Origin of the sequence: Microbacterium sp. NIBRBAC000506063 (genome assembly GCF_017968845.1) — a bacterium.
GTDB lineage: Bacteria > Actinomycetota > Actinomycetes > Actinomycetales > Microbacteriaceae > Microbacterium.
In genome coordinates, this window is the sequence record NZ_CP072876.1 from 1189159 (window position 1) to 1210111 (window position 20953).

At 69.8% G+C, this 20953-nt stretch carries 26 protein-coding genes and 7 pseudogenes; 15 read left to right on the forward strand and 18 right to left on the reverse strand.

Annotated elements, in window-relative coordinates; genetic code table 11:
• The first annotated feature begins 24 nt into the window (after positions 1-24).
• Entirely contained in the window at positions 25-345 is a 321-nt protein-coding gene (locus KAE78_RS06795) for an ArsR/SmtB family transcription factor (RefSeq protein WP_223172261.1), read from the forward strand.
• A gap of 256 nt (positions 346-601) precedes the next feature.
• Here the strand turns inward: KAE78_RS06795 and KAE78_RS06800 are convergent, their stop codons facing one another.
• Both KAE78_RS06800 and KAE78_RS06805 read right to left on the reverse strand, forming a co-directional pair.
• The gene (locus tag KAE78_RS06800; RefSeq protein WP_223172262.1) at positions 602-1072 is read right to left on the reverse strand and encodes an alpha/beta fold hydrolase; all 471 of its coding nucleotides are present in this window, start codon (positions 1070-1072) and stop codon (positions 602-604) included.
• A 52-nt stretch (positions 1073-1124) separates the two neighbouring features.
• Positions 1125-1475, reverse strand: coding sequence for an ArsR/SmtB family transcription factor (locus KAE78_RS06805; protein WP_223172263.1), 351 nt, complete (start codon positions 1473-1475; stop codon positions 1125-1127).
• Between the two features lie 232 nt (positions 1476-1707).
• Between KAE78_RS06805 and KAE78_RS06810 the strand changes: the two genes are divergently transcribed.
• From KAE78_RS06810 to KAE78_RS18530, 4 genes and pseudogenes are all read left to right on the forward strand, one after another.
• Positions 1708-2127 (forward strand): arsenate reductase ArsC, encoded by a 420-nt coding sequence (locus tag KAE78_RS06810; protein ID WP_223172264.1) that lies wholly within the window; start codon positions 1708-1710, stop codon positions 2125-2127.
• Positions 2117-2773, forward strand: coding sequence for an arsenate reductase ArsC (locus KAE78_RS06815; protein ID WP_223172265.1), 657 nt, complete (start codon positions 2117-2119; stop codon positions 2771-2773). The genes KAE78_RS06810 and KAE78_RS06815 overlap by 11 nt, the downstream gene beginning before the upstream one ends.
• Complete coding sequence (locus KAE78_RS18525) at positions 2770-2985, forward strand: aquaporin (RefSeq protein WP_317451886.1); 216 nt, start codon at positions 2770-2772, stop codon at positions 2983-2985. Before KAE78_RS06815 ends, KAE78_RS18525 begins: the two co-directional genes overlap by 4 nt.
• A gap of 17 nt (positions 2986-3002) precedes the next feature.
• A pseudogene (locus KAE78_RS18530) lies at positions 3003-3212 on the forward strand (aquaporin family protein); the annotation flags it as partial.
• Positions 3213-3718: 506 nt separating this feature from the next.
• Here the strand turns inward: KAE78_RS18530 and KAE78_RS06825 are convergent.
• Both KAE78_RS06825 and KAE78_RS06830 read right to left on the reverse strand, forming a co-directional pair.
• Positions 3719-4003 carry an AsnC family protein gene (locus KAE78_RS06825; RefSeq protein ID WP_317451918.1) on the reverse strand — a complete coding sequence of 95 codons (285 nt, stop codon included), beginning with the start codon at positions 4001-4003 and terminating at the stop codon, positions 3719-3721.
• Positions 3955-4395 carry an Lrp/AsnC family transcriptional regulator gene (locus KAE78_RS06830; protein ID WP_223172266.1) on the reverse strand — a complete coding sequence of 147 codons (441 nt, stop codon included), beginning with the start codon at positions 4393-4395 and terminating at the stop codon, positions 3955-3957. The genes KAE78_RS06825 and KAE78_RS06830 overlap by 49 nt, the downstream gene beginning before the upstream one ends.
• A 235-nt stretch (positions 4396-4630) precedes the next feature.
• Here KAE78_RS06830 and KAE78_RS06835 point away from each other — a divergent pair, with 235 nt between their 5' ends.
• From KAE78_RS06835 to nhaA, 3 genes and pseudogenes are all read left to right on the forward strand, one after another.
• On the forward strand, positions 4631-5083 hold the full coding sequence (locus KAE78_RS06835; RefSeq protein WP_223172267.1) for a thiamine pyrophosphate-dependent enzyme: 453 nt from the start codon (positions 4631-4633) through the stop codon (positions 5081-5083).
• Positions 5080-6051 (forward strand): agmatinase, encoded by a 972-nt coding sequence (speB, locus tag KAE78_RS06840; RefSeq protein WP_223172268.1) that lies wholly within the window; start codon positions 5080-5082, stop codon positions 6049-6051. The genes KAE78_RS06835 and speB overlap by 4 nt, the downstream gene beginning before the upstream one ends.
• A gap of 79 nt (positions 6052-6130) precedes the next feature.
• Positions 6131-7472: pseudogene (gene nhaA, locus KAE78_RS06845) on the forward strand (Na+/H+ antiporter NhaA).
• Positions 7473-7501: 29 nt separating this feature from the next.
• Here nhaA and KAE78_RS06850 read toward each other — a convergent pair.
• The gene (locus KAE78_RS06850; protein ID WP_223172269.1) at positions 7502-7729 is read right to left on the reverse strand and encodes a hypothetical protein; all 228 of its coding nucleotides are present in this window, start codon (positions 7727-7729) and stop codon (positions 7502-7504) included.
• Between the two features lie 245 nt (positions 7730-7974).
• Between KAE78_RS06850 and KAE78_RS18535 the strand changes: the two genes are divergently transcribed.
• Positions 7975-8595: a hypothetical protein gene (locus tag KAE78_RS18535; protein WP_317451887.1), complete on the forward strand. Its 621-nt coding sequence runs from the start codon at positions 7975-7977 to the stop codon at positions 8593-8595.
• A gap of 13 nt (positions 8596-8608) precedes the next feature.
• On the opposite strand, the gene KAE78_RS06860 is transcribed toward KAE78_RS18535, so the two are convergent.
• Positions 8609-8965: a cupin domain-containing protein gene (locus tag KAE78_RS06860; protein ID WP_223172270.1), complete on the reverse strand. Its 357-nt coding sequence runs from the start codon at positions 8963-8965 to the stop codon at positions 8609-8611.
• Between the two features lie 7 nt (positions 8966-8972).
• Positions 8973-9176 (reverse strand): hypothetical protein, encoded by a 204-nt coding sequence (locus tag KAE78_RS06865; protein ID WP_223172271.1) that lies wholly within the window; start codon positions 9174-9176, stop codon positions 8973-8975.
• 78 nt (positions 9177-9254) lie between these two features.
• On the opposite strand from KAE78_RS06865, the gene KAE78_RS06870 reads away from it, so the two are divergent.
• Positions 9255-9920 carry a GAP family protein gene (locus KAE78_RS06870; RefSeq protein WP_223172272.1) on the forward strand — a complete coding sequence of 222 codons (666 nt, stop codon included), beginning with the start codon at positions 9255-9257 and terminating at the stop codon, positions 9918-9920.
• A 17-nt stretch (positions 9921-9937) separates the two neighbouring features.
• Here the strand turns inward: KAE78_RS06870 and ctlX are convergent, their stop codons facing one another.
• Both ctlX and KAE78_RS06880 read right to left on the reverse strand, forming a co-directional pair.
• On the reverse strand, positions 9938-10741 hold the full coding sequence (gene ctlX, locus KAE78_RS06875) for a citrulline utilization hydrolase CtlX (protein WP_223172433.1): 804 nt from the start codon (positions 10739-10741) through the stop codon (positions 9938-9940).
• Between the two features lie 117 nt (positions 10742-10858).
• Positions 10859-11858, reverse strand: a pseudogene (locus tag KAE78_RS06880) (ornithine cyclodeaminase).
• A 213-nt stretch (positions 11859-12071) separates the two neighbouring features.
• Here KAE78_RS06880 and KAE78_RS06885 point away from each other — a divergent pair.
• Positions 12072-12443, forward strand: coding sequence for an Lrp/AsnC family transcriptional regulator (locus KAE78_RS06885; RefSeq protein WP_262927840.1), 372 nt, complete (start codon positions 12072-12074; stop codon positions 12441-12443).
• 6 nt (positions 12444-12449) lie between these two features.
• Here KAE78_RS06885 and KAE78_RS06890 read toward each other — a convergent pair.
• Both KAE78_RS06890 and KAE78_RS06895 read right to left on the reverse strand, forming a co-directional pair.
• Positions 12450-13078, reverse strand: a pseudogene (locus tag KAE78_RS06890) (GyrI-like domain-containing protein).
• Positions 13065-14045, reverse strand: a complete 981-nt coding sequence (locus tag KAE78_RS06895) for a squalene cyclase (protein WP_223172434.1) — start codon at positions 14043-14045, stop codon at positions 13065-13067. Before KAE78_RS06895 ends, KAE78_RS06890 begins: the two are co-directional and overlap by 14 nt.
• 288 nt (positions 14046-14333) lie before the next feature.
• Between KAE78_RS06895 and KAE78_RS17490 the strand changes: the two are divergent.
• From KAE78_RS17490 to KAE78_RS06910, 4 genes and pseudogenes are all read left to right on the forward strand, one after another.
• Positions 14334-14534: pseudogene (locus KAE78_RS17490) on the forward strand (3-ketoacyl-ACP reductase); the annotation flags it as partial.
• A 143-nt stretch (positions 14535-14677) separates the two neighbouring features.
• Positions 14678-15022 (forward strand): SDR family oxidoreductase, encoded by a 345-nt coding sequence (locus KAE78_RS17495; protein ID WP_262927841.1) that lies wholly within the window; start codon positions 14678-14680, stop codon positions 15020-15022.
• A 3-nt stretch (positions 15023-15025) separates the two neighbouring features.
• A complete protein-coding gene (locus KAE78_RS06905) occupies positions 15026-15409 on the forward strand; it encodes an ArsR/SmtB family transcription factor (protein WP_223172274.1) in 384 nt (127 codons plus the stop codon).
• Positions 15406-16071: a cation transporter gene (locus KAE78_RS06910; RefSeq protein WP_223172275.1), complete on the forward strand. Its 666-nt coding sequence runs from the start codon at positions 15406-15408 to the stop codon at positions 16069-16071. The genes KAE78_RS06905 and KAE78_RS06910 overlap by 4 nt, the downstream gene beginning before the upstream one ends.
• 30 nt (positions 16072-16101) lie before the next feature.
• Here KAE78_RS06910 and KAE78_RS06915 read toward each other — a convergent pair.
• The 7 genes and pseudogenes from KAE78_RS06915 to KAE78_RS06945 all read right to left on the reverse strand — a co-directional run bounded on the left by KAE78_RS06915 (position 16102) and on the right by KAE78_RS06945 (position 20917).
• Positions 16102-16799 (reverse strand): annotated as a pseudogene (locus tag KAE78_RS06915) (response regulator transcription factor).
• The gene (locus tag KAE78_RS06920; RefSeq protein ID WP_223172276.1) at positions 16792-17070 is read right to left on the reverse strand and encodes an ATP-binding protein; all 279 of its coding nucleotides are present in this window, start codon (positions 17068-17070) and stop codon (positions 16792-16794) included. Before KAE78_RS06920 ends, KAE78_RS06915 begins: the two are co-directional and overlap by 8 nt.
• A gap of 98 nt (positions 17071-17168) precedes the next feature.
• Positions 17169-17681: a sensor histidine kinase gene (locus tag KAE78_RS06925; RefSeq protein WP_223172277.1), complete on the reverse strand. Its 513-nt coding sequence runs from the start codon at positions 17679-17681 to the stop codon at positions 17169-17171.
• Positions 17618-18067 carry a hypothetical protein gene (locus KAE78_RS06930; protein ID WP_223172278.1) on the reverse strand — a complete coding sequence of 150 codons (450 nt, stop codon included), beginning with the start codon at positions 18065-18067 and terminating at the stop codon, positions 17618-17620. The genes KAE78_RS06925 and KAE78_RS06930 overlap by 64 nt, the downstream gene beginning before the upstream one ends.
• A gap of 10 nt (positions 18068-18077) precedes the next feature.
• Complete coding sequence (locus KAE78_RS06935; RefSeq protein ID WP_223172279.1) at positions 18078-18941, reverse strand: ABC transporter permease; 864 nt, start codon at positions 18939-18941, stop codon at positions 18078-18080.
• A gap of 1 nt (position 18942) precedes the next feature.
• Positions 18943-19850 (reverse strand): annotated as a pseudogene (locus KAE78_RS06940) (ATP-binding cassette domain-containing protein).
• Positions 19851-19945: 95 nt separating this feature from the next.
• Positions 19946-20917, reverse strand: a complete 972-nt coding sequence (locus tag KAE78_RS06945; protein ID WP_223172280.1) for an acetylxylan esterase — start codon at positions 20915-20917, stop codon at positions 19946-19948.
• Between the last annotated feature and the right edge of the window lie 36 nt (positions 20918-20953).

A 20953-nucleotide genomic window follows, 5' to 3' on the forward strand; every position in this document is an offset into this window, starting at 1 on the left:
CGGGCTTAGCGCGGGTGGTGTTCGATGACGGACTGGCAAGGAGACTTGAGTTCCGTGTTTGCGATTCTTGCGAACGACGATCGACTCGCGCTGCTCCGGGAGCTGCTGAAACGACACAACACTCAGTCGGCAGGCACGTCGATCACGACACTGGCTGAGCATGCCGGCGTGTCACGATTCTCAGCGTCACGGCACTTGCATCTGATGCGCCGTGTCGGCCTCGTTGTCGTGGAACGCCGTGGTCCGAGCGCCATACACAGACTCGACATTTCCCGATTCGAGGTGATCGAGGATTGGTTGTATCCCTTCCTCGATGCAACGACCAAGACCGCTCGCAACACTTGAGAGCACGGTGTAGGAATCCGCCATTTCGTATGGAATCCTGAACCCGAAACTGCTGCCAAACACCGTGGAATAGCGGCATTTCTCGCCATCTCGAGCGGGAACCTACACGGGCCGTAGAAGCCCCACGCCAAGACGATAGTCTCCAGAGTAGGTGACAGACGCATGCGGAAGTCGGCCCAGTCACCCGTGAGGCTCCGCCTCGAATATGAGACTCAGGATGTCGAGCCGCCGCGCAAGTCCGCGGCGATCGCGTCGGTCAACCCGTCGAACTGGTGGCCGCCTGTGTCGTGAGGATGCACCGCGGCAGCGGGCAGAAGCGCAGTGTTGAGGGCGAGGTGGGAGAAGGGCACGATCTCGTCGTCGCGACAGTGATGAAGCGAGAGGGTCTGCACAGGTTCCGGACCGTCGAAAGCGTACTCCTCGACGGCCCAGCCCTGGGGTTCCAGTCGGGCATTGCGAGGAGCACCGCGCGCCGCGGCAGTGGGCGCACTCGTTCGGCGAGCACCTTCACCAGGAGGGAGGCGCCGAACGAGTGCGCCGCCACGACGTCATCCGGTTCCAGGGCGTCGAGTGCGCGGCGGATGCGGGATGCCCACCCGTCGAACGTCATGTCATCGTCGGGGAGCCGGGGCAGATGCGCCGGGGTTCCGAGCGCTGCGCCGATCGCTTCGGCGAGGGGGCTATCGTCGTCGTATCCGCCTGCCCCGTGGATGAACAGGAGCGTCATCCTCAGAGACTACGCCCGACTCGGTTCGCCGGACATGGAGGCGGTGGGAAGCTCAGGGCTTCGCCAGGAGGCCGGAGACCTGTTCGAGCGCTTCGGGGACGAGTCGGTAGTACGCCCAGGTGCCGCGCTTCGAGCGGGTGAGGAAACCGGCGTCGACGAGAACCTTGAGGTGGTGAGAGACGGTCGGCTGGGCCAGCCCGAGCGGCTCGGTGAGGTCGCACACGCACGCCTCTTCGCCGTCGTGGGCGGCGACGATCGACAGCAGCCGCAGGCGGGCCGGATCGGCCAGGGCCTTCAGCACGCGCGCGAGACGGTCGGCGTTCTCGGCGCTCATCGCCTCACCGGTAACGACCGAGCGGCACGCCCGCACGTCCGTCAGCGGCAGCATCTCGATCGTGCTCATGCCTCGATCCTGCCACATATATTGACAACCGTCGATGTTTGCCCGCAGACTTCTTATATCGACATCCGTCGATGAAAGGAGGTCTGATCGTGGACATCAACACCCTGTGCCTCGAGTGGGGCTGCCTGCCCGATCTCGATCAGGAGTGCTGCCCACCGGGCTGCTGCTGACCAGACCGGTCGCTCCTGAGTGCACCAGGGGCGACCTTCACGCCACATCAGAGAAGGAAGCCATGACCGCTCAGAAACCGACCGTGCTGTTCGTCTGCGTGCACAACGCCGGCCGCTCCCAGATGGCCGCCGGCTACCTGCAGGCCCTGGCCGGAGATCGCGTCGACGTCCTCTCCGCCGGGTCCGAGCCGAAAGACCGGATCAACCCCGTGGCCGTCGCCGCCATGCGTGAGGAGAACATCGACATCGCCGGGAACGCCCCGAAGCTGCTCACCGTCGATGCGGTGAAGGAATCGGATGTCGTGATCACGATGGGCTGCGGCGACGCCTGCCCGATCTTCCCCGGCAAGCGCTACGAGGACTGGGACCTCGACGACCCGGCGGGCGAAGGCATCGACACCGTGCGCCGCATCCGGGACGACATCCGTGCTCGCATCGAGAACCTCATCGGCGAGCTCTTTCCGGGTGGAGGTGACGCATGAGCGGGATGCGCGGGCTGGAGGGCTGCATTCTCCGGACTCGGTGCTGCATCGCGCTGCGGAACGGCTCGCGCAGCAGTTCGCCGGGATGGTCGGTGAGGAGACGGCGGAGCGGATCGTGTTCGAGTCTTATGCCGCACTGGCGCGCACCGCGATCGTGTCCACCCACCTGCCGAGCCTGGCGGAGAAGTTCGCCCGCGATCGGCTCACCGCGCTCGCGCAATCGCGCGGATTGATCGCCAAGCCTGTCCCGGAGATCCTCTACGTCTGCGTCCAGAACTCCGGGCGCTCTCAGATGGCCGCCGCGCTCACCCGGCACCTCGGCGGCGACCGGGTGCACGTTCGCTCCGCCGGATCGCAGCCCGCTGCGGATCTGCTCCCCGACGTCGTGACGGTTCTGGAGGAGATGGGGATCGATCTCTCCGAGGAGTTCCCCAAACCGCTGACCGACGACATCGTGCGCGCCGCCGACGCGGTCGTCACGATGGGATGCGGCGATGCCTGCCCGATCTACCCCGGCAAGCGTTACCTGGACTGGCAGTTGGGCGACCCGGTTGAGCTCGACCTCGACGGAATCCGGGCCGTGCGCGACGAGATCCGACAGCGCGTCGAGCAGTTGCTGGTCGACCTGGCGACCACCGAGTCGTGAGCGCACCACCGCTCTGGCGGCGCGCGCTCGCCGAGATGCTCGGCACGGGGATGCTGGTCGCCATCGTCGTCGGCTCCGGGATCGCCGCGCAGCGCCTCTCTGCAGACACCGGGCTGCAGCTTCTCGCGAACGCCCTCGCCACGGCTCTCGGCCTCGGTGTGCTCATCCTGCTCCTCGCCCCGTCTCCGGTGCGCATCTCAACCCCGCGGTGACGCTCGCGCTCGCCGTCGTGAATCGGCGCACCCGCAGCGCACTGAACCCGCGCACACAGATCGCCTACGTGAGCGCGCAGGTCCTCGGCGGGATCGGCGGCGCGGTGCTGGCGAACGCGATGTTCGCCGTCCCCACCACGCTGTCCACCACCGAGCGCACGACCTCCGCGACCTTCCTCGCTGAGATCGTGGCGACCGCCGGACTCGTGCTGCTGATCGCCGGCCTCCTTCGCGCCGGGCAGTCCGCGCCCGTCATCGGAACCGCTGTCGGTGCCTACATCGGCGCCGCGTACTGGTTCACGAGCTCCACAGCGTTCGCCAACCCCGCCGTCACCGTCGGACGCATGTTCACCGACACCTTCGCCGGCATCGCGCCCGCCTCGGTGCCGCCCTTCCTCGCCGCCCATGTCCTCGGCGCCGGCATCGCCATCGCGCTCGCCGCGCTGCTGTTCCCCGTCGGCGAAGCGCGCGCTCTCGACCCTCATCGCGAGAGCGAACACGCAGATAGTGCCTCAGTGGGAGCCGGGCGCCCGGATCGTCCGGGCGTAGTCCTCCTTCAGCACAGCGAGGTGGAGCCACGCCTCGGTGCGGATGACGCCGGGCACGGCGCGGAGGCGCTCGAGGCTCGCGTAGAGCGCACCGGCCGCCGATTCGACGAGTGTCACGACGGCGTCGAAGCGGCCGATGGTGAGGGCGGCGAACTCCACGCCGCTGCGTCCCTGCAGCTCCTCGATCAGCGCTGTCGGATCCGAGCCGGAGAGGTTGAGACCCACGCCCATCGACATCTGCCGGCGGGCTTGGCCCCGTGCCTCCACGGCGCTGATTCGGATGACGCTCCCGCCGATGAGCCGCTGCACGCGCGCGGCCACGGCGGACGGGGAGAGGCGGACATCCTCCCGAGTGCGCGGAAGCTTCTCCGGCCGTCGAGCTGCAGGCGTTCGATGAGCGCGATGTCCGTCTCGTCGATCGTCACGCCGCCGCTGTGCTCGGGGATCGAGAACCCACGGATGACGCGCACATAGATGAGCGTGTTGATGTCGGCGACATGGGGATCTCATGGACCCGGGAGAGGAAGCGGTAGAGCGCGGGCATCGAGCCCAGCCGCACCTCCGTGACGAGGTCATAGGTCCCGCCGATGGCCGAGACGAGCACGGTCTCGGCCATCCCGCGCAGGTGCCCGGCGACGATGTCGGCCGAGCCGTCGACCCGGATGGAGACGTGCGCGAGGACCCGTTGCCCGAGGACGGCGGGATCGACCGCGGCCACGACGCGGAGTGTGCCGTCGTCGAGCATCGACCGCAGCCGTGCCGACACGGCGGCGCGCGGCTGCTGCAGGCCCGCCGCCAGATCCTGGATGCTGGCGCGGCCGTCCTCCTGGAGAGCCCGGACGAGCTCCGAGTCGAAGTCCATGGGTCAGACCGTCCTCAAAATACGTGGGAACGCATCGTCGAGCAGCTGATCGCGGCGATGGCCCCTCGGGGAGGGCGACGTCGACCTCACGGGCGAGCGCGCCGCCATCTCGGCGGAGATCCGTGCGGAGGCACCGGATGTCGTCGCCCTGGCGGAGACCATCGCCGAGGCGCTGCCGTCCGACGCGATCGTCGCCGGGGACTCCTCGCAGATCGTCTACCTGGGCCTTGCCAACGTGCTGCGGCAGGCCCGGCCCCACTCCCTCCTCTACACCCCGACCTACGCCACCCTCGGCTACGGGCTGCCCGCGGCGATCGGCGCCCGGGTGGCCGCGCCGGAGCGCCCCGTGGTCGCGGTGATCGGCGACGGCGCCCTCATGTTCTGCGTCAACGAGCTCGCGACCGCCGTCGAACAGCGGCTGGACCTCGTCGTCGTCTGCGTCGACAACGGCGGCTACGCCGAGATCCGGCAGAACGAGGTGGACCGCGGCATCCGGCCCATCGGCGTCGACCTCGTCCAGCCGGACTGGCCGCTGCTCGCCCGCGCCTTCGGCGGAGAGGGCCGCCGCGCCGCGACCGCCGTCGAGATCGGGCCGGCGATCTCCGCCGCGCTCGCCGCGGGCGGCGTGCAGCTCGTGCACATCCCCCAGGCGGCGGTGTCCGCCACTCAGACCGGAGGCGAATCATGACCGAACCCGTCGGCCCCGTCGATGCGTCCGTCCACCCGCGCTACGCGGGGCTCGCGACCTTCGCGCGCCTGCCGCGCATCGAGGATGTGCCCCGCGCCGAGATCGCCGTCGTCGGCATCCCCTTCGACGCCGGCGTGAGCTACCGCCCCGGCGCCCGCTTCGGTCCCTCGCACGTGCGCGAGGCGTCACGTCTCCTGCGTCCGTACAACCCGGCGCAGGACGTGTCGCCGTTCGCGGCGGCGCAGGTCGTCGACGCCGGCGACATCCCGGCGAACCCCTTCAACATCGACGAGGCCGTGACCACGATCGAGGACGCCGCGACCGAGCTCGGCGAGCGGGTAGAGCGGATCGTCACGATCGGCGGCGACCACACCATCGCCCTGCCGCTGCTGCGCACGGTCGCGAAGAAGCATGGCCCCGTCGCCGTGCTGCACTTCGACGCGCACCTGGACACCTGGGACACCTACTTCGGTGCCCCCGTCACGCACGGCACCCCCTTCCGTCGCGCGAGCGAGGAGGGGCTCATCGACCTCACCGCGAGCTGCCACGTCGGCATCCACGGACCCCTCTACTCGAAGCAGGATCTCGAGGACGACGCGCGGCTCGGGTTCTCGATCGTCACGAGTGAGTTCGTCGACGAGCAGGGGATGGATGCCGCCATCCGTCGCATCCGGGATCGCATCGGCGACCGCCCGCTGTACATCTCGATCGACATCGACGTGCTCGACCCCGCGCATGCGCCCGGCACCGGCACCCCGGAGGCCGGCGGGCTCACGAGCCGCGAGCTGCTGCGGATGCTGCGGAGCCTCGCCGACAAGAATCTCGTCGGCGCCGACGTCGTCGAGGTCTCCCCGCCCTACGACCACGCGCAGCTGACCGCCGTGGCGGCGAGCCACGTGGTCTACGAGCTCGTCACGCTCCTCGCGGCCCGGATCGAGCGCGATCGAGACACGACCGAGACCTCCTGAGCACTGCCGTGTAACCTGGACGAGGCGCGTCGGGAAGTCTGGTCGACACCATCTGTCGTCGACCGATTCGGAGTCGCCCGTGAGTTCACCCGACCGCGCCCCTCGCCCCCGCGGCAGAGCCGTCTTCCCCCGTCGCGGCACCTATGCGGAAGCCCTCCGCATAGGTGCCCTCCTGCGCAAGGAGACCGTCGGCGGAGCCCTTCTCGTCGTCATGGCGACGGCGGGATCGTCTGGGCGAACTCCCCTGGGCGCCTGCGTACTTCGCGATCCGAGACTTCGAGATCGGCTACGCGCCGTGGCACCTGCAGCTCAGCCTGGGCGCGTGGGCCGCAGACGGACTCCTCGCGATCTTCTTCTTCCTCGTCGGCCTCGAGCTCAAGCGCGAGTTCGTCGCCGGCGATCTGCGTCGGTTCAGCACCGCGATCGTCCCGGTGGCGGCCGCGGCGGGCGGGGTCATCGTTCCCGCCCTCTTCTACGTGGTGGTCGTCATGCAGCAGCCCGAACTGCTGCGCGGCTGGGCGATCCCCACCGCCACAGACATCGCCTTCGCCGTGGCCGTGCTGGCCATCATCGGTTCGCATCTGCCCAGTTCCCTGCGGATCTTCCTGCTCACCCTCGCCGTCGTCGACGACCTGATCGCGATCGCGATCATCGCGGTCTTCTACACCGCGAGCATCCAGGTGCTCGCTTTGCTGGCCGGGCTGGCGACGATCGCCGTCTACGCGGTGCTCGCGCAGCGGTATCGACACTTCTTCCAGCTCAGGTCGGCGGCGGCGTGGCTGATCCTGCTGCCCATCGGAGGCGTCGCCTGGGCGTTCGTCCACGCCTCGGGTGTGCATGCCACGATCGCCGGGGTCCTGCTCGGGTTCACGATTCCCGTGCTGCATCGCCGCAGGGACAATGTTCCCGACGACGAGCCGGGACTCGCAGAGGTGTTCGAGCATCGCTTCCGACCGCTGTCGGCCGGGTTCGCGATCCCGGTCTTCGCCTTCTTCTCGGCGGGCGTCGCGCTCGGCGGCGTCGAGGGATTCCTCACCGCCATGCGCGACCCGGTGGCGATCGGGATCGTTGCCGGACTCGTCCTCGGCAAGCCCCTCGGCATCGTCGTGGTGACGTGGCTTATGACCAGGGCGCGCGGAATCCGCCTGGATCCCTCACTGAAGTGGATCGACATCGTCGGGGTTGGTCTGCTCGCCGGCATCGGATTCACGGTGTCTCTGCTGGTCACCGAGCTCAGCTTCGTCGTCACCGACCCGCATCACGATCATGCGAAGATCGGGATCTTCGTCGCCTCCCTCTCCGCGGCTCTGATCGCGGCGGTTCTGCTGACCAGCCGCAATCGCAAGTACCGCAGGATCGCCCGCGCCGAAGCGGTCGACGAGGACGGCGACGGCATCCCCGACGTCTACCAGCGGCCGTGACGTCGTCGGGCGGGGTCGCCGGGCGCGCGTCACGGCGTGCTCGTCGGTACCGGATCCTCGGCCGACTCGGCACGGTGTCGGCGCGTCACCGACGCTATGACCAGGCCGAGCAGCCCGGCGAGCGCGAGCAGGCTCGTGACGTAGAGCGGAATCGCCCAGGGCGACTGATTCGCGCCGCTGATCCAATAGGTGTCGGCGAGAGCCATGCCGGGACCGAAGCTCGCGATGAAGTACGCCGGCGTGCCCAGAACGAGCATCGCGAGATAGGCGCTGGTGATCGCCGTGGGCGTCGCATCGGCACGCCGCGCGGCCAGCAGCAGGACGACGACGGCCAGGGCGGGCCGAGCGCCAAGAATGCGATGACGAACCCGGCGGAGATGTGCTCGCCGGCATCCGCCAGGTCTTGGGAGATCTGGGCCAGTGTGGCCCCGGGGCTGCAGCGAGCGGATTCAGCACGAGGATCTGCACCGCCGCGAGCACGGCGTAGGCGAGAACCGCGAGGGTGCCGACACCGGCGATCAACGGTACGGCGATGCGAGGGCGGCTGTGGGGCTCATGCGCCCATCCTCCGTCATTTTCGTGTCATGCGGGTGACCGCCGCCTATCGTGGTCCCATGAGCGTGACGACCGACTGGATCGAGCATCGCCGCGGCCTCGACGGCGAGGTGCTCGGCTGGATCGCCCCGAGGGCGACGGCTTCGTCGTCGTCGACCTGCTCGGGCGCCGGAGAACGGATGCGGTCTCCTGGCATCGAGCGGAGGAGATCCTCGACGCCCTCGGCATCGGCTACCTCGCCGACATCTACGAGCTGCGCCAGGACTCCGGTGAGTGGCTGCGCGTGCGGATCGCAGAGGTGTCGGCATCCAGCATCCGGGTCAAGGAGGACGACTTCGGTGCCGTCGGTGCGCCGCAGATCTATTACGCGCTGCCGTTCCCGGTGCCGGAGGATGCGCTGCGGCCCTCCGGCGGTGATCAGACAGCCTCTCCGGTCGCCCCGCGAGCCGAAGACGAGACGAAACGTAGCAAGACATCCGGAAACTTACGACGTTTCGTCTCCGGCGCTATGCGCATACGCTCAACGACCGGAGGTCCTGGACCAGTTGTTCGATCCCGCGTGATCTGACGCGTCAGAGGTGTCAGGGGCGTGTGCGGATCCCCAGCCCGGGCTTTCGGGCGTGCACCGAGAGGTAGCGCAGGCCCTCGGGGCCGGCAACGAAGCGGCGGCGGGAGCGCGCCGGCAGCCAGACGAGCACGCCGGGGCTCAGCGCGACCTCGCTCTCGGCGGTCTCGAGAGTGCCCCCGCCAGCGAGCACATGGATCAGCACGTCCAACTCGGGGCCGTCGTGCGCGGCGATCCCATCGCCCGCGGGCAGGTCGATGACGTTCGCGTCCAGCCCGCGCGCCGGCGGCTCCAGCCGCCACACCGAGCCGGCGCCGACTGCGAGCTGCGTCGTGTCGCCCACGACGCGCGGAAGCGCCTCGGAGTCTGTCATCGCGTTCTCACTCACCACGCCAATCCAGCCCGCGCGCCGCCAGTTCCTCGGAGAGGATCCGCACGGCCTTCGGCCCGATGCCGTGGATGGCCAGCAGCTCCTTCGGCGTGACCGCGGTCAGCTGGTCGAAGCGGGCGAAGCCGTTGCCGGCCAGCTCACGACGGGCGACCTTTCCGAGCGAGGCCGGGAACTCTGTTTCTGCGGCGTCCATGCCTCCATTGTGCGCCTTGTCATCCTGGAGGGGTGATGCGGCATCCGATCCTTGCGGCGCACGGCGGTAGTGTGCCCCATGAACGGGGTGATCGGCGACATCCTTCCGATGGCGATGGGCGTGGCGATCACACCGGTCTCCGTGCTCGCGACGCTCCTCCTGCTCCTCTCGCAGGAGGGAAGGCGTCGCAGCCTTCCCTTCGCGCTCGGCTGGCTCCTCGGCATCGCGATCATCATGACGGTGTTCGTCGTGGCCACGCTGGTTCTCAAGGACGTGCTCACCGGCGACCCGAAACCCGTGCTGGGGTCGATCCAGCTCGTGCTCGGGAGTCTGCTCCTCATCCGCGCGGTGCGCCTGTGGGCGATCCGCCGCAGCCAGGATGCGGACTGGCCGAAATGGATGTCGACCATTGACGAGGCCGGCGCGGGTGCCGCCGCGCTGCGTGGACTGCACCAGGTCACCGCGAACACCAAGAACCTCCTGCTCACCGCCAGCGCGGCGGCGGTCATCGTCGATGCGACGCTCGGAGTGGGGCCCAGCGCGACGGTCATCGGGGTCTTCACTGCCATCGCGGGCGTCAGCGTGCTGGTGCCGCTGGTGGCGGGGCTCGCGGCATCCGATCGTGCCCGGCCCGCTCTCGCCGCCGCGCGGGTGTGGATCGTGCGTCAGTATGCCGGGGTCATGACGGTCGTGCTGCTGCTCATGGGGTCGGTCGTTCTCGGCAAGGGCATCGGGCACTTCTGAGCGGATGCCGCAGGCTCCTATGCGCGCGGACGCCGGTCCAGATGGACGCCCGCGATCATGCAGCGCACCGACCCGCCCGCGAGCTCCACGGTCGGCACGGGTACCGCGACGATGCGGGCGCTGCGCTCGATCACGCGCACCTGGTCGTCTGTGAGCGCCGCCCGGCCGCGCTCGGAGATCACGAGGATCCGACCGGAGGCGCCGGTGAGCTCGATCGCATTGCCGGCGAACTCCCGCACCTGCCGGGCGTTCAGTTCGACAACCTCGCGCCGCGCGCTCAGGCGCTCGACCACCTGCTCGCGCCGCCCCGGGTCGGTGATGTGTCTCAGGCCGACCAGCGCGAAGTCGGTCGCCACGCACATGAGCACGTTGGTGTGGTAGATCGGGATGCCGTACTCGTCGACGGCCTCGAAGGCGATCGGCTCGTAGCCGAAGTTCGTGCAGAAGCGTTCGAGGGCGATCGGGTCGGCCCGGCGGGATCGGGCGACGTAGGCGATGCGCGACTCGTGATCGAGCACCATGGCGCCCGTGCCCTCGAGGAAGACGTCGTCGAGCTCGAGGCCGGAGTAGTCGGTGACCGTCTGCACCCGGTAGGTCGCCTTGAGGTGCTCGATGATGTCATAGCGGCGCTCGCCGCGGCGGTTCGGCGTGCACATCGGGTAGAGGGCGATGTGGCCGCCCGAGTGCGTGGAGAACCAGTTGTTCGGGAACACGCTGTCGGGGAGGTCGTCGCGTTCGTCCTCGAAAAGCTCGACCCGCACGCCCTCGGCGGAGAGGGCCTCGGCCAGGGAGGTGACCTCGGCGTAGGCGCGGAGGGCGATGTCATCGGATGCGGCGGGGCGTCCGCCTGGAACGTGTTGTCCGCCGCGGTCTGCGCATTCGGCGTGAAGTGGCGGGGGCGGATGAGCACCACCGCCGAGGGCGCCTGCGCGGACATCTCAGCCCACCGGGGCCAGGGCCGCGACCATCCCGAAGAGGTCCTTCGGGTCGTCGGGCTCGGCGACCAGATCGAGGGAGGAGACGTAGCCGGTGCCGGCGACGTCGTCGCGCAGGAACCGCAGCGCCGAGAAGTCCTCGATGGCGAAGCCGACCGAGTCGAAGAGCGTGATCTGCTCCTCGGAGGCGCGACCCGGCGCCTGCCCCTGGATCACCTGCCACAGCTCGGTGACCGGGAAGTCGGCATCCATCTGCTGGATCTCGCCCTCGATGCGCGTCTGCGGCGTGTACTCGACGAACACGTCGGCGCGCTCGAGGATCGCCGGGTCCAGCTCGGTCTTGCCGGGGCAGTCGCCGCCGATCCCGTTGATGTGCATCCCCGGTTCGACCTGCGCGTCGAGCAGCACGCGGGCGAGGGCCTTGTCGGCGGTGCAGGTCGTGACGATATCGGCGCCGCGCACGGCATCCGATGCCGACTCCGCCCGCGTGATCCGGAAGCCGAGGGGGCCAGGTTGCGCTCGAACTTGTCCATGGCGGACGGGTCGGTGTCCCAGACCGCGAGTTCTTCGATGCCGAGCGCGCCGCGGAAGGCGAGCGCCTGGAACTCGGCCTGGCTGCCGGCGCCGATCATCGCCATCCGGGTGGAGTCGGGCGGGCGAGGTGGCGGGCGGCCATCGCCGAGGTCGCCGCGGTGCGCAGGGCCGTCAGCAGCGTCATCTCCGAGAGGAACACGGGATACCCGTTGTGCACATCGGCGAGCATGCCGAAGGCCGTCACGGTCTGGAAGCCGCGCGCCGGGTTGGAGGGGTGTCCGTTGACGTACTTGAACGCATAGGTCTCGTAGTCGCTCGTCGGCATGAGCTCGATCACGCCGAAGGGCGTATGGCTGGCCACGCGCGGCGTCTTGTCGAAGGACTCCCAGCGACGGAAGTCGTCTTCGATGTACGCCGCCATCCGGACGATGAGCTGCTCTGCGCCCTGCTCGATCATCCAGCGCACCATGTTGCGCACGTCGACGAAGTCGGTCACTGTTCCTCCTGCTGCGTTCGGGTACTTACAGGGTAGATCCGGGCGATGCGTAAACACGATGGGCACAACTTGTGGCAGATCGCTACTCTCATGACGAAACGTATCTACTATCTGTACACTTTGTATATGGCGATACTCTCGGACCTCGACCGCCGGCTCATCGGCGCGCTGCGCGAGGACGGGCGGATGCCGGTGGCCGAGCTCGCCCGGCGTCTCGGTGTCGCCCGCGCGACCGTCACCACCCGCATCGACCGGCTCGTCGCCAGCGGCGTCATCGTCGGCTTCAGCGTGCGCGTGCGCGACGAGGCCGAGCTCGATCGCATCCGCGCGATCGCCCTGATCGAGGTCGAGGGGAGGACGACGGATGCCGTCATCCGACGCCTCCGCGGGTTCCCCGAGATCGCCGCGCTCCACTCGACCAACGGCGGTTGGGATCTCGTCGCCGAGCTGCAGGTCGACAGCCTCGCCGAGTTCGACCAGGTGCTCGGCCGCATCCGCTCCATCGACGGGGTCGTCAACAGCGAGACGAGCCTGCTGCTGAGCTCGGTGCTGCGGTGAGGCCGGTCAGCTCCGGGTGACCGGCTGTCGCAGGATCGTCTTGAGCTTCTCGGGGCGGTACGACGCGGGTCGCTGAGATAGATCTCGTGGTGACGGCCGGTCAGGCGCAGACCGTTCGCCGGGACGAAGCGGTCGTGCATCTCTGCCAGCACCGGGCCTTCGTCGTCGTAGGAGCCGACATGGAGGGTCTGCACGCACTGGCCTTCGTCGAGCGTCTCCAGGCGCAGCCGGTCGATGAGCGGAGCGCCCTTGCCGGCGGCGGTGGCCGCGGCATCCGACACGTGCTGGTCGGTGAGCCACTCCGGGACGAGGTTGAGGACCGTCCAGGTCCACTGCGACTTGTCGCGCACGGTCGTGAACGCGGCCATGTCGTCGGCCCACCACAGCGCCTCGAGCGGAGCGACCGTGTAGTCGCGGCCGAGCTGTCGCTTGCTGAAGAACTTCAGCGCGTAGGCGGTCGGGTAGAGCGTGGCCAGGGCATCGGCGTATTCGGCGGAGGTGTTGGGGTCGCCCGCGCCGTGGACCATGAGATACCGCAGCGGCGGCACGTCGATGATCTCGAAGCGGCCGCGCGGGGCGGTGTAGCTCGGGTACAGCTTCTTCAGGTCGACCTTGGGGGACTCAGCGGGAGGCATCCCACCACTCCAGCACACGCGTGCCGAAGAAGGTGAGCCACTTCGACGGCTCGCCTTCTTCGACGTCGATGGGGAACCAGACGCGGCCCGGGAGGCGCCCGCCCTGCAGCCACCTGCCGTCGGGCTGCCGTTGCGTGCCGACCGCTTCCGCGGCATCCGCCAACCGGGGGTCGGGAGCGGCGCCATCGTGCAGGGCCGCTTCACGGAAGTGGTCGAGCGAGGCCAGCGCGCTGTAGCGGTGCCGGCTCGGGGACAGAAATTCGGTCACCCAGCCGCCCACCCGCTCGCCGGTGCTCGCGCGGTACAAGAGTCGGCGCTCGAGCAGATACTCCTCGCCACCGCGCCGGGCGTCGCGCAGGCTCTGGTCGCCGGTGAGCTTCTCGTAGGCGAGGAGGCCGCGCACGGCGTTGAGCGTCGAATGGAACGATGAGCGGGTCGAGCGCTCCTCCTCCGGCCCCTCCTCCGCCGCGCAGTTCCACCCGCCATCGGTGAGCCGGTGCGCGGGGAACCATTCGACGAGGCGCGAGACGTCGGCCCCGAGCCAGGCTCCGGTCGCGAGCGTGTAGGAGTTGATGCACACGTCGACCTCGCCTCCCCAGTAGGGCAGGTCGTCGTATTCCCAGCGGCTGTTCGCGTCGAGTCGTGCGGCGGTGTCGCCGAGCACGGCCGGGTCGACGCCCCATTCGCGCAGGTCTTTGAGCGTCCAGGTCGTCGCGACCCAGGGCTGGCCGGGTTCGTCGCGCTCGGGGCCGTCGAAGAACCCGGCGGGGAAATAGGCGCCGCCCGCCCATTGCCCGTCGGGATCCTGATGCGACAGCAGCTCGGCGCCCATGCCCTCCGTCGCGACGCGCGCACGCGTCGCCTCCCACACCTCGGGTGGCGCGCCGGCGAGGTCGCGCTCGACCTGCCAGCGCAGCGCCGGATCGGAGTCGAGCAGCCAGTCGAGCACGTGCGGATCGGTGGACATGCAGGGCACGCTACTCCCGGCATCCGACGTCCGGAAGGGGTGGGGTAACGTGATGCCCATGCAATCCCGGTGAGCCCCCTTCTTCGTTCCCGCACCAGTGAAAGGCCCACCCATGCATCCCTCTCCTCCTCTCACCGGAAAGACCGCCCTCGTCACCGGCGTCTCCCGCCGCCGCGGGATCGGCTTCGCCGTGGCGGCGCAGCTCGCCTCGCTCGGCGCGAGCGTCTTCCTTCACCACTTCCGCCCCACGACCTCGACCTGCCCTGGGGCGGCGACGACCTGGATGCAGTGCGGGGCGCCATCCGCTCCTCGCTCATCGAGGGCGCGCTACTCGGTGACCTCAGTGCCGACCTGTCGGATGCCGCGGAGCCCGCTCGCCTCGTCGAGGCCGCCGCCGCGCTCACCGGCAGCCTCGACATCCTGGTCTGCAACCACGCCAAGAGCGGCGGCGACGGCAGCATCCTGGACATGACGGCGGAGCGGCTCGACGCGTTCTGGGCCGTCAATACGCGCTCCACGCTGCTGCTGACGCGCGAGTTCGCCCGGCTCAAGGGCGGCAGCGCCGCCGATGCGCGCCCGGGCGACCGCATCGCTTCCGGAAAGCCGTTCGATGAGCCGCAGGGGCACGTGTTCTGGATGACCTCGGGGCAGATCCACGGGCCGATGCGCGGGAGGTCGCCTACGCCGCGAGCAAGGCGTCGCTCGCCGGAGTCACGGCGACCGTCGCCGCCGAGCTCCTCGAGCTGGGCATCATTCTCAACACGGTCAACCCGGGCCCGGTGAACACCGGCTACCTGGATGCGGAGACGACCGATCGGGCGCTGGAGGCGCTCGACGCGCACCTCGCCTCGACGCCGTTCGGTCGCTTCGGGCGTCCCGAGGATCCCGCCGAGCTCATCGGCTGGCTCTCGACGCAGAGCGGCTCGTGGGTCGTCGGTCAGGTGCTCACGAGCGACGGAGGCTTCTCGCTGGGCTGACGTATGAGTACACGCCTTTCTGAATACAGAAAATCATGTACTGTTGCGGACGTGACCACGACAGCCACCCTCACCCACACCGCCGCCGTCGCCCGCCTCGGCTTCGCGCTCTCCGACACCACCCGCGCGGGAGTCCTGCTCGCGCTCCGTGACGGGCAAGGCTATCCCTCCGAGCTCGCCGACGAGCTCGGCGTCTCGCGGCAGGTGATGTCGAATCAGCTCGCGTGCCTCCGCGGCTGCGGGCTCGTCGAGGCGATCCCCGACGGACGACGCACGGCGTACCGCCTCGCCGACGAGCATCTGGCGCCCGCCCTCGACGAGTTCGTGCGCGTCGTGCTCCACGTCGACCCGGAGTGCTGCTCGGGCGAGAGTTGCGGCTGCGCATGACATCGGCCCTGACCGCGTCGCGAAAGCGGGTGCTGCAGCGCCGCATCCGATGGATCGTCACGGCGACCATCGCCTACAACGTCATCGAGGCGATCGTCGCCATCGCCGCGGGCGCCGTCGCCTCCTCGACGGCGCTGATCGCCTTCGGCCTGGACTCGACGATCGAGGTGCTCTCGGCCGCGGCCGTCGCCTGGCAGTTCACGCGTCGCGACCCCGAACGCTGGGAACGCGGCACGCTGCGCGTGATCGCGGTCGCCTTCTTCGCGCTCGCCGCCTATGTCACGGGAGCCTCGATCCTGGCGCTGCTCGGCCGCGACGAGGTGCACCACTCCCCGGTCGGGATCACCCTGGCCGCCCTGAGCGTCATCATCATGCCGTTCCTCTCCTACGCCGAACGGCGCGCGGGCACCGAGCTCGGCTCGGCCACGGCCGTGGCCGACTCGAAGCAGACGCTGATCTGCACCTACCTCTCGGCGGCCGTGCTCATCGGGCTGCTGCTCAACAGCCTGTTCGGATGGTGGTGGGCGGATGCCGTCGCCGGCCTCGTCATCGCCGCCTTCGCCCTCCGCGAGGGCCTGGAGGCCTGGCGCGGCGACGCCTGCGCGACCTCGGTCGGGATGATCCTCGAGTCCGAGCATGACCATCCCGAGCACGCAGCCTGACGTGCGACCACCCTGTTCGGTCCCTCAGATTCAACTCTCCGGGTGCCGAGAAGCTGAATCTGAGGGACCAGACGGCGGCACGAGCCCCATCCGGTGCGCGAGGATCACCGCGTGCACCCGGTCGCGGGCGCCGAGCTTGGCGAGCACGCGCCCGACGTGCGTCTTGACGGTCGACTCGCTCACGAACAGCTCGGCCCCGATCTCGGCGTTGGTGAGGCCGCGACCGATCGCGACGAACACCTCGTGCTCGCGCTCGGTGAGCTCGTCGAGCGCCGGAGGCGCGGCCTCGGATGCCGGCAGGCGAGAGCCGAACAGGTCGAGCATCCGCCGTGTCACCCGCGGGACAGCGTCGCCTCGCCCGCATGCACGGCACGGATCGCGCCGGTGAGCTCCTGCGGATGCGCATCCTTCAAAAGGAACCCGCTCGCCCCGGCCCGCACCGCGGCGAAGGCGTACTCGTCGAGGTCGAAGGTCGTGAGCACGACGACTCTCACCGCGGGGTGCTCCGCGGCGATGCGGCGGGTCGCCTCGATGCCATCCATCTGCGGCATCCGTACGTCCATGAGCACGACGTCGGGGCGTTCCGTCGCCACCGACCGCAGCGCCTCGGCACCGTCGCCGGCCTCGGCCACGACCGTGATGTCGGGCTCGGCGTCGAGCACCATCCGGAAGCCCATCCGGATCAGCTGCTGGTCGTCGACGAGCAGCACGCGGATCTGATCAGCCATCGGCATCCTCCTCGGGAAGATCGGCGACGAGCCGCCACGACGAGGCGCCGACCGGCCCCGCCTGGAGCGTGCCGCCGAGCGCCGAGACCCGCTCCTGCAGGCCCCGGATGCCGAAGCCCGCGCCCCGCGAGGGCTCATCGGCGCGCACCCCGTCGTTCTCCACCGACACCCGCACCCGTCCGTCCGTGTAGTCGAGCGTGACGGCGATCCTGCCCGGGTCGTGCGCGTAGCGCATCGCGTTCGTGAGCCCCTCCTGCACGACGCGGAGCACGGTCAGGCGGCGCGCATTCGAGCCCGAGGGAGTTCCCGCGACCGTGAGCGTGACCGGCAGGCCCGCGGCGCGGGCGGTCTCGACGACGTCCTGCGGCGTCAGGTCCAGCAGGGGCCGAGCGGGAGAGCGGATGCGCCCGGCTCCGACTCCGCATCCGTGCGCAGCACGCCCAGCATGACCCGCATCTGCGTGAGTGCCTCGCGGGCCGTGTCGGCGATCGCGCGGTTCGCCTGCTTCGACCGGTGCGGGTCGTCGATCGCGTGTGCGCCCTCGGCGAGGGCGACGACGACGGCGAGGGAGTGCGAGACGATGTCGTGCATCTCGCGGGCGATGCGGGTGCGCTCGGCGGCGGCGGCCAGCTGCGCCTGCTGATCGCGCTCGACGGCAAGTTGACGGGAGCGCTCGATGAGCGCCTCGACGTAGCGCTTGCGGCCGCCGACGTTCACGCCGATGAGGGCGCCGATCAGCAGCAGCGTCGTCGTGCTTCCGACGAGGACCGTTCCCTCGTTCAGCGCCGTCACACCGGTCCGGGTCCAGATGAAGGCGGTCAGCGCTGCGCAACCGACGGCCGCGGCCAGCGTCCACATCGCCGCGCGCGAGCTGCGGTACACGGCGACCGAGTAGAGGGCGATGACCGGCGCGACGCCGGCGGCGCTCGAGGAGAGCAGGGGTCGAGCACCGCGATCGGGCTGAAGGTGATGATGAACACCGTCAGCGGGTAGCGACGCCGCCACATCAGGCTCACCGAGGTGCCGACGGCGAGCACCAGACCGACGATCAGCCAGCCGATGGCGATGCGCTCCGCCCCCGGCTCGATCGACCCGAGTGCGAAGGTCGGGATCGACAGCAGCAGCGCGAGGACGACGAGCAGGACGTCGGCCAGCCGCGGATGCCGCGCCCAGAACCGCCGGATCACCCCGGGCGGACGCGGAAGACGCAGGTCGTCCTCGGCGGGGATGCTGCTCCCGTCGAGGACGACCCGCGTGCTCTCCGTCATCTGCTCGACTCTACGCGTCGTGCCCCTTCAGGACGGCGGCCCCGGCGGCGATCGCGACGACCGCCCAGGCGATGATCGTGACCAGCGCGGGCCAGGTCTCCAGCGGGATGCCGCTCATCGGTCCGCCCATGAACAGCGACTGTCCGGCGTTGGAGGGCAGGTAGCCCGCGGCGGTCTGCACCCATTCGAAGTCGGGCGTCGCCGGGAAGAACATCACCAGGATGGGCGCGACGAAGATCAGGCCGATGCCGGTCGCGAGCGCGCCGGGGCCGTTGCGGATGACGAATCCGATGCCGACCCCCACGACGGAGACGGCGGCGAGGTAGAGCGCTGCGCCCAGCAGCGGCATGACCGAGCTGTCGGGCTCGGACAGGTCGATCATCCCCGAGGGGAGGATCAGCCCGGTGAGCACGGCGGCGATCGCGAAGACGACGAGACTGAACAGGAACATCGTGGCGGCGACGATGAGCGCCTTCGCCAGGAGCGCACCGAGGCGGCGCGGCGCGGCGGTGAGCGTCGATCGGATCATGCCGGTCGAGTACTCGCCGGTGACCATGATCGTGCCGATGATCACGGCGAGCAGCTGGGTCAGCACCGTCGCGAACACGATGACCATCACGGCGGTGCCGTTCGCCTCGGCGACGGATGCCGGAGCCGCCTCCTGGGCGAAGCTCGCCAGCGCGGAGGCCTGCAGGAGGCTGAGCCCCACCGACACGAGGGCGACGAGGCCGAAGGCCCACCAGGTCGAGCGGACGGTGGTGAACTTGATCCACTCGGCGCGGAGGAGGCGCGCGAAGCTGACGCGCTCCCGCGACGGGGCGGCGGGGCCTGTCGCGGCGGCGACCGGCTCGGGGATGGCGGTGAGGGTGTTCATCTCAGATGTCCTTCGTCTTGTACTCGACCTCGTCGCCGGTGAGGCGGAGGTAGGCGTCTTCGAGGGTCCCGGTCGCGGGGGTGAGCTCATGGAGGGCGAGGCCGCGGGCGGCGGCGAGGTCACCGATGTCGGATGCCGCGATCCCCGCGATCTCGAGCAGGTCGTCGCCGAGGTCGGTGACCGTGACGGCGTCGCCGGCGAGAAGCGCGGCCAGCTCGCGGGCGCGCGGGGAGCGGACCCGGACGGTCGTGCTGGTCCAGTCGCGGACGATGTCGGCGAGCGGGGCATCCGCGAGCACCTTGCCGCGGCCGAGCACGATGAGGTGATCGGCGGTCAGCGCCATCTCGCTCATCAGGTGGCTCGACAGCAGCACGGTCCTGCCCTCGGAGGCGGCATGGCGCACGAAGCGGCGGACCCACATCACGCCCTCGGGATCGAGGCCGTTGACCGGCTCGTCGAGGATGAGCGTGTGCGGATCGCCGAGGAGGGCGGCGGCGATCCCGAGCCGCTGGCCCATGCCGAGGGAGAAGCCGCCGGCGCGCTTGCGGGCCACGCCGCCGAGACCGGTGATGTCGATCACCTCGTCGACCCGGGAGCGGCGGATGCCGTGGGTCGCCGCCATCGCCCGCAGGTGGTTCACGGCGGTGCGGCCGGTGTGCACGGCCTTGGCATCCAGGAGGACGCCGACCTCGGTGAGGGGCGAGCGCAGGTCGCGGTAGTCGCGGCCGCCGACGGTGACCCGGCCGGCAGTCGGCCGGTCCAGCCCGACGATCATCCGCATGGTGGTGGACTTGCCGGCGCCGTTGGGCCCGAGGAAGCCGGTGACCTTCCCCGGGCGACGGTGAAACTGACATCCGAGACGGCCCGCTTGGGGCCGAAGCTCTTGCTGAGGTGCTCTGCAACGATCATGTCTTCGACGCTACGGGCGCCGGGCGGGCGGCACATCGGCCGCGAGGATGGTCTTCGATCGCGGGGGCGTGGTACCTGGGTACCACGGGGCTGGTTCAGGCCGAGAGCAGCCCGGCGAGGAACGCGGCCTGCTTCTCCCAGTGGAAGCCCTGCCCGCCCTCGTGCTGGTTGAAGGGGTAGTCGACGATCGCGGCGTCGCCGGCCCAGTGGTTGCGGGCCGCGTAGACGGTCGAGGGCGGGCACACCGGGTCGAGGAGGGCCACCGAGAACAGCGCGGCCGTGGTGGCGCGCTTGGCGAAGTTCACGCCGTCGAAGTACGACAGGGTCGTGAAGACCTGTTCGGTCGCCCCGCGGTGCACGGCCAGATAGCGGACGATCTCCTGGTACGGGTCGCGCTCGGTCATGCCGACGGCGCGGTCGAAGTGGCACAGGAAGGGCACCTCGGGCATGGCGGCGATGAGGCCGTCGCAGAGCGCCGCCGCGGCGATGGCGATCCCGCCGCCCTGGCTCGTGCCGCAGACGGCCACGCGTGCGGCATCCACCTGGTCGAGTGAGCGGACGGCATCGACCGCCAGCACCGCGTCGGTGAAGACACGGCGATAGTAGTAGGTCTCGGGGCTCTCGATGCCTCGCGTCATGAAGCCGGGCGCGGCCGGCGCCGAGCCGTGCGGGTCGCCGGTGACGCCGCCGGTGCCCCAGCCGCTTCCCTGCCCGCGCGTGTCCATGAAGAAATAGGCGTAGCCGGATGCCGCCCAGGCGAGCTTCTCGTGCGGCAGGCCGCGTCCGCCGCCGTAGCCGTTGAACTCGACGACGGCGGGGAGGGGCTCTGCGGCATCCGACGGCACGATGAGCCAGCCGGCCACCGGGTCGCCGGCGAACCCGGAGAAGGTCATGTCGTACACCTCTACCGCCGTGAGCGGCGAGTCGACGCGCGTCAGCCGCGGCGGCTCCGCGACGGCGCGCGACTCGGCGAGCGTGCGCTCCCAGAACACGTCGAAGTCGGTGGGTTCGACCACGGCGGGGCGATAGGTTTGCAGCTCCGCGGGCGGGAGGTCGAACCGTGGCATCGGGGCTCCTTCTCTGGACGGTCGAGCGGCAGTCTA